Annotated in this window: 15 protein-coding genes; 6 read left to right on the forward strand and 9 right to left on the reverse strand. The window is 73.1% G+C overall.

Annotated elements, in window-relative coordinates; all coding sequences use genetic code 11:
• Position 1: 1 nt before the first annotated feature.
• From ACFC51_RS12380 to ACFC51_RS12410, 7 genes are read right to left on the reverse strand one after another with little or no spacing between them, the layout of a single operon-like run.
• Complete coding sequence (locus tag ACFC51_RS12380) at positions 2 to 790, reverse strand: SDR family oxidoreductase (RefSeq protein WP_376374389.1); 789 nt, start codon at positions 788 to 790, stop codon at positions 2 to 4.
• Positions 791 to 809: 19 nt separating this feature from the next.
• Complete coding sequence (locus ACFC51_RS12385; RefSeq protein WP_376374391.1) at positions 810 to 1,565, reverse strand: SDR family oxidoreductase; 756 nt, start codon at positions 1,563 to 1,565, stop codon at positions 810 to 812.
• Positions 1,558 to 2,079 (reverse strand): cupin domain-containing protein, encoded by a 522-nt coding sequence (locus tag ACFC51_RS12390; protein WP_376374394.1) that lies wholly within the window; start codon positions 2,077 to 2,079, stop codon positions 1,558 to 1,560. Before ACFC51_RS12390 ends, ACFC51_RS12385 begins: the two co-directional genes overlap by 8 nt.
• Positions 2,080 to 2,090: 11 nt before the next feature.
• Positions 2,091 to 2,885 (reverse strand): alpha/beta fold hydrolase, encoded by a 795-nt coding sequence (locus tag ACFC51_RS12395; protein ID WP_376528404.1) that lies wholly within the window; start codon positions 2,883 to 2,885, stop codon positions 2,091 to 2,093.
• On the reverse strand, positions 2,882 to 3,679 hold the full coding sequence (locus tag ACFC51_RS12400) for an aspartate dehydrogenase domain-containing protein (RefSeq protein ID WP_376374399.1): 798 nt from the start codon (positions 3,677 to 3,679) through the stop codon (positions 2,882 to 2,884). The genes ACFC51_RS12395 and ACFC51_RS12400 overlap by 4 nt, the downstream gene beginning before the upstream one ends.
• On the reverse strand, positions 3,676 to 4,686 hold the full coding sequence (locus tag ACFC51_RS12405) for a VOC family protein (protein WP_376528407.1): 1,011 nt from the start codon (positions 4,684 to 4,686) through the stop codon (positions 3,676 to 3,678). The genes ACFC51_RS12400 and ACFC51_RS12405 overlap by 4 nt, the downstream gene beginning before the upstream one ends.
• Before the next feature lie 31 nt (positions 4,687 to 4,717).
• Positions 4,718 to 6,202 carry an aldehyde dehydrogenase gene (locus ACFC51_RS12410; protein ID WP_376528409.1) on the reverse strand — a complete coding sequence of 495 codons (1,485 nt, stop codon included), beginning with the start codon at positions 6,200 to 6,202 and terminating at the stop codon, positions 4,718 to 4,720.
• A 290-nt stretch (positions 6,203 to 6,492) separates the two neighbouring features.
• On the opposite strand from ACFC51_RS12410, the gene ACFC51_RS12415 reads away from it, so the two are divergent.
• Positions 6,493 to 7,860, forward strand: a complete 1,368-nt coding sequence (locus tag ACFC51_RS12415) for an MFS transporter (RefSeq protein WP_376374407.1) — start codon at positions 6,493 to 6,495, stop codon at positions 7,858 to 7,860.
• 36 nt (positions 7,861 to 7,896) lie between these two features.
• Here ACFC51_RS12415 and ACFC51_RS12420 read toward each other — a convergent pair whose 3' ends face one another.
• Entirely contained in the window at positions 7,897 to 9,195 is a 1,299-nt protein-coding gene (locus ACFC51_RS12420; RefSeq protein ID WP_376528411.1) for a TetR family transcriptional regulator, read from the reverse strand.
• 69 nt (positions 9,196 to 9,264) lie between these two features.
• The gene (locus ACFC51_RS12425) at positions 9,265 to 10,359 is read right to left on the reverse strand and encodes an XdhC family protein (protein WP_376528414.1); all 1,095 of its coding nucleotides are present in this window, start codon (positions 10,357 to 10,359) and stop codon (positions 9,265 to 9,267) included.
• A 159-nt stretch (positions 10,360 to 10,518) separates the two neighbouring features.
• Here ACFC51_RS12425 and ACFC51_RS12430 point away from each other — a divergent pair, with 159 nt between their 5' ends.
• From ACFC51_RS12430 to ACFC51_RS12450, 5 genes are all read left to right on the forward strand, one after another.
• On the forward strand, positions 10,519 to 11,391 hold the full coding sequence (locus ACFC51_RS12430) for an FAD binding domain-containing protein (protein WP_376378150.1): 873 nt from the start codon (positions 10,519 to 10,521) through the stop codon (positions 11,389 to 11,391).
• Complete coding sequence (locus tag ACFC51_RS12435; RefSeq protein WP_376528416.1) at positions 11,388 to 11,924, forward strand: (2Fe-2S)-binding protein; 537 nt, start codon at positions 11,388 to 11,390, stop codon at positions 11,922 to 11,924. Before ACFC51_RS12430 ends, ACFC51_RS12435 begins: the two co-directional genes overlap by 4 nt.
• A gap of 5 nt (positions 11,925 to 11,929) precedes the next feature.
• Complete coding sequence (locus ACFC51_RS12440) at positions 11,930 to 14,320, forward strand: xanthine dehydrogenase family protein molybdopterin-binding subunit (RefSeq protein ID WP_376378144.1); 2,391 nt, start codon at positions 11,930 to 11,932, stop codon at positions 14,318 to 14,320.
• A gap of 39 nt (positions 14,321 to 14,359) precedes the next feature.
• Positions 14,360 to 14,974 carry an SRPBCC family protein gene (locus ACFC51_RS12445; RefSeq protein WP_376378141.1) on the forward strand — a complete coding sequence of 205 codons (615 nt, stop codon included), beginning with the start codon at positions 14,360 to 14,362 and terminating at the stop codon, positions 14,972 to 14,974.
• A 170-nt stretch (positions 14,975 to 15,144) separates the two neighbouring features.
• Positions 15,145 to 15,687 carry a MarR family winged helix-turn-helix transcriptional regulator gene (locus ACFC51_RS12450; RefSeq protein ID WP_376378138.1) on the forward strand — a complete coding sequence of 181 codons (543 nt, stop codon included), beginning with the start codon at positions 15,145 to 15,147 and terminating at the stop codon, positions 15,685 to 15,687.
• Positions 15,688 to 15,690 lie beyond the last annotated feature (3 nt).

The raw sequence follows: 15,690 nt of genomic DNA on the forward strand, positions 1-15,690 counted from the left end.
CTCAGAGGATGGAACGGCCGACGCCGCCGCAGACGTCGATGCTGGTGCCGGTGATGTAGGAGGCGCGGGGCGAGAGCAGGGCGACGACCGCGTACGCGACCTCCTCGGCCCGGCCGAGGCGGCCGAGCGCGATGCCCCGGTCCCCGGCCAGTTCCGCCTGCCAGTCCTCGTACGACAGGCCTGATCCCGCCGCCGCGTGGCGGCGGGTCCACTGGCCGGTGTCGACGAGGCCGAGGCAGACGGAGTTGACCCGGATCCCGTCGCCGGCGAGCTCGACGGAGAGGGACTTGGAGAGGTTGAGGATGCCGGCGCGGGCGGCACTGGTCGTGATCAGGCGGGTCTCCGGCTGCTTGGCGAGGACCGCGTTGATGTTGACGACGCTCGCCGCTCCGGAGGCGGCGAGGTGGGGACGCGCGGCCTGGAGGGGGTTGAGCACCCCGGCGAACTTCAGCTCCAGCTCGTCGCGCCAGTCCTCGGCGGTGGAGTCGTCGAGTCCCTTCATCCGGGACTGTCCCGCGTTGTTGACCAGTCCGTCGATGCCGCCGAACTCCTCGGCGGTGCGGCGGACGAACCCGCGGACGGCGTCGGCGTCGCGCACGTCGCACACGCCGGTCAGCAGGCGGCCGGCCGGGGCGCCGAGACCGGCGACCGCCTCGGCGAGCCGGCCGGCGTCGCGGCCGCAGGTGGCGACGCGGGCGCCTTCGTCGAGCAGGGCGCGGACCGTGGCCAGGCCGACGCCCGAGCTGCCGCCGGTGACCACGATCGTGCGGTCGGCGAGGCCCAGATCCATAACTCGTGTCTCCTGCGTGTCAGTTCATGGTGAAACCGCCGTTGACGGCGATCACCTGTCCGGTCAGATAGCGGGACTCCTCGCCGAGCAGGAAGGAGACGATCCCCGTGAGGTCGTCCGGCTGCTGCGGCCGGGAGATGGCCCGGTTCATGCGGTAGAGGTCGTGACGCTCCGCGGGCACGGTCTCGGTGGCCTCGCACTCGGTGAGCCCGGGGGCCACCGCGTTGACGGTGATCCCCTTCTCGCCGAGTTCGCGTGCCATCGCGCGGGTCAGCGCGATGACGGCGCCCTTGGAGGCGATGTAGTGCGCGAGCCGGGGCGAGCCGTACAGCGCGGCGTCCGAGGCGAGGTTGACGATGCGGCCGGGCCCGGTCAAGAGCGGGTACAGGGCCTTCGACACCAGCCAGGGGCTGCGGGCGTTGACCGCCATCAGCCGGTCCCACACCTCGATGTCGATGTCCTGGAAGGCGCGTCCGCCGACACCGTTGGCGAGCGCCGCGTTGTTGACCAGGCCGTACAGCGGCCCCAGCTCGCGCACCGCGTCGGCAAGGGCCTGCACGGAGGCGGGGTCGGCGACGTCGCAGTGCACGAAGTGGGCGTCCAGGCCCTCCGCACGCAGTCCGGAGGCGGCGTGCTCGCCGCGCTCGCGTTCGAGTTCGGCGAGGACGACCCGGAAGCCGTCGGTGCCGGCCCGGCGGGCCATGGCCAGTCCCAGGCCACGGCCCGCTCCGGTGACGACGACGGTGCGCCGGCCTGCCGGGGGCTGGTCAGCCACGGGTCACGCCGTGCATCGGCGAGTACTCGGGGTACGTCGGCACCTGCGGCTTCTGCGTGCCGATGACGACGCAGAACAGGGCGTCGGTGTCGCCCTCGTTCTTGAGGGACCGGGTGACACCCGCCGGGACGACGATCATGTCTCGGTATCCCAGGGTGCGGTACTCGGCCTCCTCGGCGCCGCGGTGGATGCCGACCTTGACCTCGCCCTCCAGGACGAAGAAGGCCTCCTCGACGTCGTGGTGGGTGTGGGCCGGGCCCTCGGCGCCGGGCGGCAGCAGCATGTTGGAGAAGGTGAAGCCGCCCGAGGGGAGGATGCGGCTGTCGCTCTCGTGGTTGCCGGTCGCGCCGGAGCCGACGTAGCGGATCTGGCCGCGGCGGAACTGGGGGCCGGCCTTCTCCTGGAAGGAGAGGGTGTCGAAGTCGGCGACCCGGGATGCCTTGGTGGCGATGAGGGAGTCGGTGTACGCGGAGAGGTCGTCGCCGTTGTCGTACGCGTCGGTGGTGAGCGGCATGGCGGTGGCTCCTATTCGGGGATGGATGCGGTGATGCGGAGGTGCGCGAGCACCCAGGCGTCGAAGTGGCCCGGCTGCTCCTGGTTGGCCAGGTGACCGGCGTCCTTGACGATCACGTAGGCGGTCTTGTGGATGGCCCCGGCGATGGCCTGGCTCGCCTCGGTGCCGGTGACCCGGTCCTCCTCGCCGCAGAGCACGAGGGTGGGTGCGGAGATCGAGGGGAGTTCGGCACGCAGGTCGGCGGAGGCCATGGACTCCGCGGCGTAGGCGTAGCCCGGCAGCCGTACGGAGCCGGCCATGGTGTCGACGACGCGGCGCACCAGGTCGTCCGGCGCCGCGGCCGAGACGAGCCGGGGGCCGCGGGCCTCGGCGAAGGCCCGGGGGCCCAGCTCGGCGAGGTCGGCCGCCCTGGCGCGCATACCGGCCGCCTTGGCCTCGTCGGTTCCCGAGCCGGGGCTGGAGTCGGCGACGATCAGTGAGGCGACGAGCTCCGGGTGGCGGGTGGCCAGCCGCAGTGCGATCACGCCGCCCCAGGAGACTCCGAGGACGTGGGCGGTGGTGGCGCGCTCACGGATGAGGGCGGCGGCCGTGTCGGCGTAGTCGTCCAGGCCGACCGGCCCGGCGGGGTCGGGCGACTTGGCGTAGCCGGGGGCGTCCCAGGCCACGACCCTTACGTAGGCGGAGAGTTCGGCGAGCTGCGGGGCGAAGGCCGCCGAGGAGGAGCCGATGCCGTGCAGGCAGAGCAGCAGCGGGCCGTGGTCGCCCGCCTCCTCGACGTGGACGCCGGCGGCGGCGGCGGCGCTCACAGGATCTGCCCGGTCCGGCCGGCGAGCGCGGCGAGGCTGCGCAGCACGGCGTACGGCACCACCTGGCTGGTGGCCGGGTTGCCCGGGTCGGGCAGGTGCGCGACCTCGAAGCGGTACGCGCCGTGGCCGCCGGACGCCTCGATCACATGGCGGGTGTGGTGCGCCGCCGGGTCGGCGACGACCTGGACCCGCACAGCGTCCAGGTCGCCGACGGCCAGCGCGACCGAGGCGGCCACGTTCGTCGACTTGGGGAACTTGACCGGCACGTCGCGGGCGGTGCCGGACATGACCTCGACGGGGCCGGTCGCCGTCCGCATCCGGTCCAGCAACTCCTCGTCCATCCACGGCTGTTCGAGGGTGGAGGGCAGCTTGGTGGTGGTCAGCCGGACCTCGTCGAGCGGGCCGAGGGAGCGTACGGCCTGGAGCAGGTCGAGGCCGCCGACGGCGCCGCCGGTGAAGTACACGCGGCCGGGTCCCGCGGCCAGCAGCCGCTTGGTGAGCTCGTCGTCGGTCAGCGCGCCGGTGGAGGCGATCAGCAGATCGGTACCGGAGGCCAGGACCCGCTCGCCCCATTCACGCACGACGCCCTGTCCCGCGGCCTCGACGATCAGGTCGCAGGCCTCCATGGCCTCCTCGAAGGTCGCCTGCCGTACGGGGGCGGCCTCGCCGAGCGGGCGGTTGTCGACGACGCAGACGAGCTCGGCGCCGGTGACCCGGCCTTCGGCGAGCGCGGTGCCGACGACCCGGCCGATGGCGCCCCAGCCGACGACGGCGACCTTGCGTACGGTGCTCATGCGGTGGCCTCCTGGGCGTCCACGGGTGCGAGCGGGCCGGGGCCCTGGGCGTCCACGGGTGCGAGCGGGCCGGGGCCCTGGGTGCCGGCGGGAGCGAGCGGGCCGGGGTCCGGGGAGCCGGCCATGCTGCAGCGGATGTCCTTCGAGGGCGGGCCGGCCGTCCCCCACAGGTCGGAGAGTTCGGGGACCCGCCGCCAGACCCGGGCGATCCAGGCGTCCTCGACGATCTGGGCGACCTCGGAGGTGTACTCGCAGACCAGCCCGGACGGGTCGGTGAAGTAGGAGAAGGTGTTGTTCCCGGGACCGTGGCGGCCGGGGCCCCACTGGGGGGTGATCCCGTGGTGGCGCAGCCGCCCCAGGCCCCGCATGAAGTGGTCGACCGAGCTCATCTCGTACGCCACGTGGTTCAGCGAGGTCCACTCCGCCTGGTTGAAGGCGATGCAGTGGTGGTCGCTGTTGCAGCGCAGGAACGCCATCTGGTGCTCGGACCAGTCCGAGACGCGCAGCCCGAGGACGTCGCAGTAGAAGGCGACCGCTGCGTCGATGTCGGTGGTGTTGAGCACGGCGTGGGTCACACCGACGGGCACGGCGCCGTCCCTGCCGCGGGGCGCGACGGCCTCGACCTGGGCGCTGATCTCGATGAGGCGCCCCTCGGGATCGGTGAACCGCAGGCCGTAGCCGCCGCCGGCCTGGTCCAGGGGCCCCGGTCCGGTGACGGGCACGAGGGAGCGCGCCTCGAGCCGCCGGGCGGCCAGGTCCACCTCGGCAGGAGTGGCGACGGCGAAGGCGATCCGGCCCAGGCCGACGCGGTCGCGCTCGGTGAGGTGGAGGACGTGGTGCTCGTCGTTCGTACCGCGGAGCCAGCGGGCACCGGTGTCGGATTCGACGGTCTCCAGGCCCCAGACGTCCTCGTAGAAGTCGGCGGCCTCGGCGAAGGCGGGGGTGTGCAGCTCGACGTAGCGCAGCGAGCGGAGCCGGGCGATCGGACCGGGCGGTGGTTGGTGCATGGGGTCCCTCCAGGACGGGCGGGGTGCCGGGTCAGTTGGCCCAGGGAAGCGGGTGGTCCGAGATGCCCCAGTACAGGGACTTCTGGCGCTGGTAGGCGCGGATCGCGTCGCGGCCCTTCTCCGTGCCGAGGCCGCTGTCCTTCCACCCGCTGAAGGGGGTGGAAGCACTGAACTGCTTGTAGGTGTTGATCCAGACGGTTCCGGCCTCGATCCGGCGGGCCAGCGCACCGGCGGCGCGCAGGTCCCGGGTCCAGATGCCGCAGGCCAGGCCGTAGACGGAGTCGTTGGCCTGGCGGACCAGGTCGTCCTCGTCGTCGTAGGGCAGGGCGACCAGGACGGGGCCGAAGATCTCCTCCTGGCAGGTGCGCGAGGTGTTCGACAGGCCGTCGAGGACGGTGGGCAGGTAGTACGCCCCGTCCTCGTACAGCGGGCCCTCGGGGGCCGAGCCGCCGCACAGCACGCGGGCGCCCTCGGAGCGGGCGAGGTCGACGTAGGCGGCGACGGAGTCGCGGTGGCGGTGGTGGACCAGGGGACCGACCTGCGTGGAGGGGTCGGTGCCGGGGCCGACCCGCAGCGCTGCCGCACGCTCGACGAGTTCACCGACGAAGGAGTCGTAGATCTCCCGCGCCACGAAGAGTCTCGAACCGGCGATGCAGGACTGGCCGCTGGACGAGAAGATACCGAACAGCACTCCGGCCAGGGCCTGTTCGATGTCGGCGTCGGCGCGCACGATCGTCGCCGATTTGCCGCCCAGCTCCAGCGAGGCGGGGATCAGCTTCCGGGCGGCGGTCTCCGCGATGGACCGGCCGGTCTCCGTGCCTCCGGTGAATCCGATGCGGCCGACGAGCGGGTGGCGCACCAGCGCGTCCCCGACCACCCGGCCGCTGCCGGGGAGCACGGAGAACAGTGCGGCCGGAAGCCCGAACTCGCCGAGCGCCCGGAAGATCAGCTTCCCGAGCGCGAGGGAGACCAACGGGGTCCAGGCAGCGGGCTTGAGGATCACCGCGTTGCCCGCGGCGAGGGCCGGGGCGATCTTCTGCGCGTCGCTGGCGACCGGGGAGTTCCAGGGGTTGATCGCGCCGACGACGCCGATCGGCTCATGGGTGCTCACGGTGGTGTACGGGCCCCGGGACGGGGTCACGGACTCCTCGGTGGTCTCCAGGACAGCCGCCATGTAGCGGAAGGTCCCCGCGGCGCTGAGCGCGAGGGCCCGGGTCTCGGCGAGCGTCTTGCCCGTGTCCGCGGTCTGCAGGGCGGAGAGTTCGTCGGCGGCCTGCTCGGTGAGCTCGCCGATCCGGTGCAGCAGCCGGGCCCGTTCGTGGGCCGGCATGTCGCGCCAGACAGGATCGGCTACGGCTCCGGCGGCGGCCAGGGCCGCTTCCGCGACCTCCTCCGCCGATGCGGAGTGGACGGTGGCGAGCACCCGGCCGGTGGCCGGGTCGACGGTGTCGACGGGCTCGCCCGCACCGCGCCGCCACTGGCCCGCGATCAGGATTTCGGTGGGGTACTGCGGCACGGGTGGACCTCCGGGCGAGGCGGGAAGGGGGTGAACTCCGGGCGGGGACAGGCTCGTCGGTGCACCACCGCCTGACTGCCGAAGCACTAGAAATCTAAGTGCTTAAGTTTCTCGGCACAAGACCCCGAGGTGAAATCGTTGCCCGAACAGCCTTGAGCACCGCATCCGCTCCATCGATGATGGGGACCGAGTCGCCGGGAACACAGTTCCTAAGCTCTTAACCATTGACCGCTTAGATATAGCCCCCCTACTGTCTCCGGAACTCATCTGCCCGCGGAAGGACCCCCTCCATGACGACTGTGGCCGGCAAACCCGCTCTCGGCTCGATTGCCGCGAGACTCGAACGACTGCCGCACTCGCGCTGGCACGTCAAGGTCCGGTTCCTGATCGGCGCCGTCACCTTCTTCGAGGCCTTCGATCAGCTGCTGGCCGCTTCCGCGCTGCCCGTCCTGATGAAGGAATGGCACCTGAGCACCGGGCAGGCCACGTTCGCCGTCACGTCCGCCTCGATCGGCATGCTGCTCGGCGCACTGGCCGCCGGATGGCTCGGCGACCGCATCGGCCGGGTCCGCACCGTCGCCCTGGGCGTCGCCGTCACCGGCTTCGCCAGCCTCGCCGTGGCGCTCTCCGGCAGCATCGAGACGTTCTCGGCCTTCCGCTTCCTCCAAGGGCTCGGCATCGGCGGGGTCGTGCCGGTCGCGGCCACGTACATCAACGAGATCGCCCGCTCCGACAAGCGGGGCCGCTTCGTCCTGCTGTACGAGATGATCTTCCCGGCCGGGCTGGCGGCCGCCACGCTGCTCGCCGTCTGGGTGGTGCCCGCCTTCGGGTGGCGCGCGATGTTCCTCGTGGGCGCGCTGCCGGTGGTGATCGCCGCGATGCTGCCGCGCCACGTCGAGGAGTCCCCCCGCTGGCTGCTCTCCCGCGGCCGCACGGCGGAGGCCGAGGCGGCCATCGCCAAGATCGAGGCGGAGGTCGCGCGGGTGACCGCCGAGGAGCTTCCGGCGCCGGTCCCGTCCGCGGACGCGCCCGACGAGCCCAGAGGCACACTGAAGGACCTCTTCCGGGGCCGCTATCTGCGGCGTACGGCCGTGCTGTCGGGACTGTGGTTCGTCGCGTACTACGTGAACCACGGCATCTCCACCTGGCTGCCGTCGCTCTACACCAAGGAGTTCGGCCTGGACCTGACGACGGCGCTGGTCTTCACCCTGCTCAGCAACGTCACCGGGCTGCTCGGCACCTTCATCATGGCCATGCTGATCGACCGCATCGGCCGCAGGCCCGCCCTCATCGGCGCGTTCGTCGGGACCACGCTCTCGCTCGGCGTCCTGGCGCTCGCGGGTGCGACCTCGGGCGGCCAGGTCGCCGTCTTCGCCTCGTGCACGACGTTCTTCCTCTACGCGATCAACGCGGGCCTCTACCTGTACTCCCCCGAGCTGTACCCCACCGCCAACCGGGCCAGGGGTGCGGCGTTCGGCGGCCTGTGGAACAGGCTGGGCGTGATCCTCGGCCCGGTGGCCGTCGGCGCCGTCATCGGAGCGGGCGGCGGTCTGGCCCTGGTCTTCGCGCAGCTCGCCGTGGTCGCCGTGGTGGGTGTGGTGATCGCCTGGTTCGCCGTCGAGACCAAGGGCAGGACGCTGGAGGAACTCAACGCCTGACCGTGCCGGCTCGGGGCCGGTGGCCGGGAGCAGCGCTCACTGCTCCCGGCCACCGGCCCCGAGCGTGTGGGCCAGGGTCCCGAGGAGCGCCGTGAGCCGCCGCCGCTCGGCAGGGCCGAGTCCCGCGAGCAGCTCCCGCTCCTGGGCGGAGCGTGCGGCGGCGACCCGGCCGGTCAGGTCGACCCCTTCGGGCGTGAGGCGGAGCCGCACGATCCTGCGGTCGCCGTCGTCGCGTTCCCTGCGGATCAGTCCGGCCTCCGCCAGCCGGTCGGCCTGCTGGGTGAGTCCGCCGGCCCGGACCGGTCCGGCCGCGGCGACCTCCCCCATCGTCAGCCGGTACGGGGAACCCGCCTCGCGCAGGGTGGCCAGCACGTCATAGGCGGGCAGGCTGATGCCGTAGGCGCGCACGGCCCGTCCGACGACGAGCCGGCGGCGCGCGGCACACTCGTCGAGCAGGGCGAACAACGAGGCGGGAGAGCCGTCCGCGGGGTGAGCCGCACGCACGGGTACGGCGGACGGGGACGGCTCCACCGCCTCCGGCACGTCCGCACCAGGATCACCGCCGGCGCACCGGGAGCCGTCCGCACCGGGATCACCGCCGGCGCACCGGGAGCCGTCCGCCTCGGCGCCCCCCGGCCCGCCTCCACCGGAACGGGACTCGGCGGACCCCGACTCCCCCGGACGCTGCTCGTCCGCACCCGGGTCACCGAACGCCGTGGCGAGCACGTCCGTCAGCGCCGGGGCGAGCTCCTCCGTCGGCACCGAAGCCGCCGGCTCGTGCGCGAAGACGTAGCGCTCCATGATCACACCGAACAGCACGCTCCGGATCACCGCGGTGCGCACGTCCGCCTCCGCACCGGTGCCGAGCACCTGGGCGAGCGGCTCCCCCACCTGCGTGTCGAGGATCGTGCGCAGCAGTTCGGCGCTCGGCTGGTGGCTGACCGCCGAGCGGATCAACGCCGGCCACGGGTCGTCCGCGGGCAGCCGGTCCCACCGGTCGAGGTAGGCGCGGGCCAGCGCTGCCGGCAGGTCCCCCGTCCCGCCCGCAGCCGCCGCGAGCACGTCCCCGCTGACGCCCGCCCCGTTGCCGACCGCGGCCTGGAAGAGGCCGTCCTTGGTGCCGAAGTACGCCATCACCAGTCCGGGGGTCACCCCGGCCTCGGCCGCGATGGCGCGGACGCCCACACCCTTGTACCCGTGCGCGCCGAAGAGGCGGCGCGCGGCGTCCAGAACGGCCCTGCGGTTCCCCTCGGGGTCGTGCGAGCCGGGACGGCGCTGCGCGCCCGGCCGCGGGGCGGCGGCCGGGCCGCCGTCCCTCTGTCGTCGACGGCTCATGCTCATGTTCTCCGGGTCCACATGATCCAGATTAAACGGCTGTTCATAAAAACGAGCGTTCAAAAATGGTCACAGAACGTGGACGGGCCCGGTGCCGGCCGTGAGAGGCGCACCGCTTCCGCCGCGGCGCACGGCGACGATCTCGGCCAGGACGGAGAGGGCCGTCTCCTCGGGCCCCCGGCCCCCGAGGTCGAGGCCGATCGGCGACCGCAGACGGCCGAGCCCGGCCTCGGTCACCCCCGCCTCCCGCAACCGCCCCACCCGGTCCTCGTGTGTCCGACGGCTCCCCATGGCGCCCACGTACCCCGCGGCGCTGCGCAGGGCGCGGGCGAGGACCGGGACGTCGAAGCGGGGTTCGTGGGTCAGGACGCAGACCGCGGTCGAGGGGCCGACCAGCGCCTCATGGGCGTGGAACCAGCGGTCCGGCCGGTCGACGACCACCTCGTCGGCCCCCGGGAAGCGTCCGGGGTCCGCGAAGACGGCCCTGGCGTCGCAGACGGTCACGCGGTGGCCGAGGGCCGCGCCGAAAGCCGCCAGCGGCCGGGCGAATTCGGTGGCTCCGAAGATCAGCAGCCCCGGCCGGGAGGCGAAGGACTGCACCAGCAGCTCGCGCCGGGGGAGGCAGTCCGGACCGGGGGATCCGTCCTCCCCGATGGCCACCGGCCCGCTCACGCCCCGGCCGAGCATGCCCTCGGCCGCCAGTGCGGCCGTACGGTCGACGGCCGGGCCGCCCAGCGTCCCGGTCACCGCTCCCCCGCCCACGGCCAGGTGGCCCCGCCCGTCCAGCGGCGTGACCAGCGCGACCGGGACACCGGCGGCGAGGTCCGCCGCGACCCGGCCCAGCGGGGCGTCGGGGCCCACTCCGCGGATCAGCACCTCGATCGTCCCGCCGCAGGTGAGCCCCACCGCGAAGGCGTCGTCGTCACCGACCCCCCAGCGCTCCACGACCGGCGGGCCGCCGGCGAACACCTCCTCCGCGGCGGCGATCACGGCGGATTCGACGCAGCCTCCGGAGACGCTGCCGACGACGCGGCCGTCCTGCGCCACCAGCATCGAGGCACCGGGGCCGTGCGGGGCCGAGCCCCAGGTCCGCACCACGGTCGCCATGACACAGCGCGTTCCGGAGCTCTGCCAGGCAGCCGCCTGGTCGATGACATGTCGCATTTCGTTCACCTCGGGCCGAAAAATCTGCGAGAGCCTCTTGCCAACGAGAAACTTTAGTGTAAATCATTTCAGGTACTAGATAGATCTGTGTGAATCGATCGCACGCCGGCGCCCGACGCCCGGCGTGCCGACCGTCCGAGAGGCCCGGTGGCAGCAGATTTGAAACCCACACCCTTCGACTACACCGCTCCCCGATCCGTCGCGGAGGCGGTCGCCCTCCTCGCCGACCCCGGACGGGACGCCAAGGTCGTGGCGGGCGGCCAGTCCCTGATCCCCATGCTGAACATGCGTCTCGCCCGCCCCGACCTCCTCGTCGACATCACCCGCATACCCGAACTGGCCCGGCTGGCGGTCGACGGCTCCGGCGCCCTGCACATCGGCGCCGCGGTCCGGCAGGCGCGGGCTGCGGCCGATCCCGCGGTCCGGCGGGGGTGGCCGCTGCTGGCCGAGGCGATCACCCGCATCGGCCACCCCCAGATCCGCAGCCGCGGCACCGTGTGCGGCAGCCTCGCCCACCACGACCCGGCCGCCGAACTGCCCACGGCGGCTCGCGCCCTGGACGCACGCTTCGTCATCACGGGACCGCACGGCAGCCGTACGGTCCCCGCCGAGGACTTCTTCGTCGCCACGTTCTCCACGGCGGTCGGGCCCGACGAGCTCCTCCGCGAGGTCGTCGTCCCCCCGCCCCCGGAGCGGTCGGGCTGGGCCTTCGAGGAACTCACCCGCAGACACGGCGACTTCGCCACCGTCGGGGTGGCCGTCCTGCTGGACCGGGACGCCTCGACGGACACCGTGCGCGGCGCCCGTGTCGTCTTCAGCGGGACGGGCCCCGCCCCCGTACGCCTGCCCGCCGCCGAGGAGGCGCTCATCGGCACCGGTGTGGACGAGGCGGCACTGGCGGCCGCCCGGCGCGCCACTCTCTCCGGCCTCACCCCCTCCGACGACGTCCACGCGAGCGCCGCCCACCGGCGCGAGACCGCCGCCCACCTTCTTGTCCGCGCCTGCACCACCGCCTGGGAGCGCTGCCGATGAACCCCTCCGCACCTGTCCCTCCCGCCGTACGCACCCCGCCGCTCGCCGAGCCCTCCGGCTGGCACCGGATCAGCCTCACCGTCAACGGCGAGCGGATCAGCGCCGAGGTCGAGTCCCGGCTGCTGCTCAGCGACTTCCTGCGTGACAGGCTCGGTCTCACCGGCACCCATGTCGGCTGCGAGCACGGCGTGTGCGGGGCGTGTACGGTCCTGGTCGACGGCGAGCCGGTCCGCACGTGCCTGACCCTCGCGGTGCAGTGCGACGGCGTCACGGTCCGCACGGTCGAGGGCCTCGCTCCCGACGACTCCCCGCTGACGTCCGTCCAGCAGGCGTTCCACGCCTGCCACGGCATGCAGTGCGGCTTCTGCACCCCCGGTTTCGTCATGACGGCGACCGCACTGACCGAGCAGCCCGAGCGCCCCGGCACCGACGAGGTCGCCGACGCCCTCAGCGGGCACCTGTGCCGGTGCACCGGCTACCGCAACATCCGCCGTGCCGTGTGCCAGGCACTCGACGAGCGCTTCGGGAAGTGACCCTCATGTCCCACGATTCCGGCCGGACCCTCCAGGACGGCGGCAGCTGGATCGGCCGTTCCGTCCCCCGCGTCGAGGACGACAGGCTGCTGCGCGGCAACGGCCGCTACGTCGACGACATCGCCCTGCCCGGCCGTGCAGAGGCCGCCTTCCTGCGCAGCCCGCACGCCCATGCCCGTATCGAGTCCGTCGATGTGACGGCGGCGCTGGCCGCACCCGGCGTCCTCGCGGTGTGGACCGGCGACGACGTGGCCGGTCTGCCGCCCATGCTCAACAAGGAGGAGCTGCGCACCCCGCCGGGGCTCGCCGACCTCCTGGACCCGACGGTCCGGATGACCCCCATGCCCCTGCTCGCCCGCGACAAGGTGCTCTACGTCGGCCAGCCCGTCGCCCTCGTCCTGGCGGAGAACCGCTACCTCGCCGAGGACGCGCTCGAACTCGTCGACGTCCGTTACGCCCCGCTCCCCGTGCTGGTCGACCCGGAGACCGCGCTCTCCGAGCAGGCCCCCCTGCTGCACGAGGACCTGCCGGACAACCTCGCCGTGTCCGTCGCGACCCGCGTGGGCGACCCGGACGCCGTCTTCGCCTCCGCGCCCACCGTGGTCACCGAGCGGTTCGAGGCGCACCGCTACGTCGCCTCGCCGATCGAGACGCGCGCGGTGTCGGCCCAGGTGGATCCGTACAGCGGCCGGCTGACCGTCTGGTCGGGCACCCAGACTCCTCACCGGCTCCGGGAGGCCGTCGCGCACACGCTCGGGCTCCCCGCCGGCTCCGTCCACGTCATCGCAGCCGACGTGGGCGGCGGCTTCGGGCAGAAGGGCATCCTTTACGTCGAGGAGCTCCTGATCCCGCACGCCGCCCGCAGGCTCGGCCGCCCCGTACTGTGGCGCGAGGACCGCAACGAGAACCTCACCGCCTCCTCGCACGCCCGCGAGCAGATCCACGAGATCGAACTCGCGGCCGACGCCGACGGACGCCTCCTCGGGGTGCGCGACCGGATCACCGTGAACTTCGGTGCGTACAACATGACCGGCCTCGTCGTGCCGTACAACTCGCTCTGCCATCTGCTCGGTCCGTACCGCGTCCCCCACGTGGACATCGACGTCACGGGGGTCCTCACCAACACCACGTTCGCCACGCCGTACCGCGGGGCGGGCCGGCCTGAGACCGTGTTCGCGATGGAGCGCGCGATGGACCGGCTGGCCGCCGAACTGGGCATCGCCCCGGAGGAGCTGAGGGCCCGCAACCTGGTCGGGCCGGACGAGATGCCGTACGTGACGGGGCTGGTGGACCGCTCCGGCAGCCCGCAGTCCTACGACTCCGGCGACTTCCCCGAGCTCCTGCGCCGCGCCGTGGCGAAGGCGGACGTGGAGGGGGTGCGCGCGCGGCAGCGCGAGGGCGCCCGCGACGGCAGGCATCTCGGCATCGGCTTCGCCATGTACATCGAGGCTACCGGCCTCGGGCCCTTCGAGACGGCACGCGTCGACATCGCCCCCACCGGACGCGTACGGCTCGCCATAGGCGCGCCCTCCCAGGGCCAGGGGCACCGTACGTCCATGGCGCAGATCGCCGCCGACGCGATCGGGGTGCCGCTCGACGTCATCGACGTGACCGGCGGCGACACCGAGGCCACCCCGTTCGGTGTGGGCACCATCGCCAGCCGCGCCCTGGTCAACGCGGGCAACGCCACCCACCGGGCCGGCCGGCTGGTCCGCGAGAAGATCATCGACGCGGCGGCGCGCCGTCTCGGCGTACCGGCGGACCGGCTCGACCTGAGCGACGGCGTGGTCGCTTGCAAGGAGCCGGGCGGGCCCTCGATCGGCCTGGCGGAGCTGGCCGGCCGGGCACCGATGCCCGGGACACCGGAGCCCACCGACGGCCGGCACGGCACCGAACTCAGTGAGACCGTGCACTTCCGCCCGCCCGGCTTCGCCGTCGCGAGCGGAGCGCACGCGGCCGTCGTCGAGGTGGACGAGCACACCGGCGGCGTCGAGATCCTCCATTACGTCGTCGTCCACGACGCGGGAGTCATCGTCAACCCGATGATCGCGGAGGGCCAGGTCACCGGCGGGATCGCGCAGGGCATCGGAGGCGCGCTCTACGAGGAGATGGTCTACGGGCCCGACGGGCAGCCCCGGACCGGCACCTACATGGACTACCTGGTGCCGACCTCTTCGGAGATCCCCGACCTCGACATGGACGAGCTCCACACCCCCAGCCCGATGAACGACCTCGGCGTCAAGGGGCTCGGGGAGGGCGGCGCGATCGCCCCGCAGGCCGTCCTCGCCAACGCCGTGGAGGACGCGCTGCGCCCCTTCGGCGCGGTCGTACGCCGCGGCCCGCTCTCGCCGAGCCGGGTGGCGGAGCTGATCCGCCCGGCGGCCGGCCGCGACTGACCTGCCCTGCCTCCACCTTCGAACCCAGGAGACCACCCCATGCAACTCGACCACACCTTCTTCGTCCCGGCCGGTCCCGACGACGCGTGGAAGCTCTTCCACGACCTCGCACGGGTCGCGCCCTGTATGCCCGGTGCCGTTCTCGACACGCTCGACGGCGACGCCTTCACCGGACGGGTCAAGGTCAAGATCGGCGCGGTGCAGATGAGTTACCGGGGAGAGGGCACCGTCACCCGTGACGAGGCCGCCCGCTCCATGCGCCTGGACCTCAGCGGCAGCGAGACCCGGGGCGCCGGAACCGCGTCGGCCACCGTCACCGCGACCCTGACTCCGGGCACCGACGGCACCCGGGTGCACGTGCGCACCGACCTCGACATCACCGGCCGCCCGGCGCAGTTCGGACGCGGGATCATGACCGAGGTCGGCGACCGGCTGGTGCGGCAGTTCGCGGACCGCCTGGAGGACCTCCTGCGGGCGAACGGCCCCGGCTCCTCCACCGCCTCGGCACCGGTCGGGGCGGCCGACGGGCCGGAGGCCGTGGACCTCGGCGCGGTGGCACTGCCCGTGATCCTCAGGAAGGCGGCCGTGCCCGCCGCCGCCGTGCTGTTCGCCGCCGTGCTGATCGGGGTGGTGAGGCGCAGGTCCCGCGGCTGAACCGCTCGTCGCCCTCGACCACGAGGCGCCGGTCCCGCGCCTGAGTTGCTCGTCGCCGTCGGACCACGAAGTGCCTTTCCCGCCGCGGCTGAGCCGCTCATCGCCTCAGCGGTAAGATTCTCAGTGCCGTGAGAAGCCGGAGGGACGCCGGCTCGCACCGTACGGAGGGGATGAGGATGGCAGCGTCAAGGCCCGCGGACCACGATGCCGTGGCGAAGGTCGTCGAGGACTGGGCGCGGGAGCGCCCGGAGCTGGACACCAGCCCGCTCGAGGTCCTCGCCCGGCTGCACCGCTCCTTTCTGCGCTACAGCACCGGGCTCACCGAGTCCATCGAGCGGCACGGCCTGTCCGTGGCGGGCTTCGACGTCCTGACGGCGCTGCGCAGGTCGGGAGAGCCCTACAGGCTGACCGCGGGGCAGCTCGCGGACTCCGGGCTGGTGTCGTCGGCCGGGGTGACCCTGCGGATCGACCGCCTGGAGAAGGACGGCCTCATCGTCCGCGAGCGCGACACCCAGGACCGCAGGGTCGTCTACTCCCGGCTGACGGAGAAGGGGCTCGCCACCGTGGACACGGCGTTCGCCGAACACCTCGACAACGAGAACCGGATGCTCGGAGGGCTGTCCCCGTCCGAGCGCCGGCAGCTCGCACGGCTCCTCCGCAAGCTGGAGATCTCGATCCTCGACGCCGAGGAACGGCCCGGCTCCGCGCGGTAGTCC

This window comes from Streptomyces sp. NPDC055962 (assembly GCF_042270185.1).
Lineage (GTDB): Bacteria > Actinomycetota > Actinomycetes > Streptomycetales > Streptomycetaceae > Streptomyces.

Bases quoted from the DNA above. Each gene is read 5' to 3' on its own strand.
- ACFC51_RS12380 (WP_376374389.1), bottom strand. From the start codon at position 790: ATGGATCTGGGCCTCGCCGACCGCACGATCGTGGTCACCGGCGGCAGC.
- ACFC51_RS12390 (WP_376374394.1), bottom strand. From the start codon at position 2,079: ATGCCGCTCACCACCGACGCGTACGACAACGGCGACGACCTCTCCGCG.
- ACFC51_RS12400 (WP_376374399.1), bottom strand. From the start codon at position 3,679: ATGAGCACCGTACGCAAGGTCGCCGTCGTCGGCTGGGGCGCCATCGGC.
- ACFC51_RS12405 (WP_376528407.1), bottom strand. From the start codon at position 4,686: ATGCACCAACCACCGCCCGGTCCGATCGCCCGGCTCCGCTCGCTGCGC.
- ACFC51_RS12415 (WP_376374407.1), top strand. From the start codon at position 6,493: ATGACGACTGTGGCCGGCAAACCCGCTCTCGGCTCGATTGCCGCGAGA.
- ACFC51_RS12420 (WP_376528411.1), bottom strand. From the start codon at position 9,195: ATGAGCCGTCGACGACAGAGGGACGGCGGCCCGGCCGCCGCCCCGCGG.
- ACFC51_RS12425 (WP_376528414.1), bottom strand. From the start codon at position 10,359: ATGCGACATGTCATCGACCAGGCGGCTGCCTGGCAGAGCTCCGGAACG.
- ACFC51_RS12435 (WP_376528416.1), top strand. From the start codon at position 11,388: ATGAACCCCTCCGCACCTGTCCCTCCCGCCGTACGCACCCCGCCGCTC.
- ACFC51_RS12440 (WP_376378144.1), top strand. From the start codon at position 11,930: ATGTCCCACGATTCCGGCCGGACCCTCCAGGACGGCGGCAGCTGGATC.
- ACFC51_RS12445 (WP_376378141.1), top strand. From the start codon at position 14,360: ATGCAACTCGACCACACCTTCTTCGTCCCGGCCGGTCCCGACGACGCG.
- ACFC51_RS12450 (WP_376378138.1), top strand. From the start codon at position 15,145: ATGAGGATGGCAGCGTCAAGGCCCGCGGACCACGATGCCGTGGCGAAG.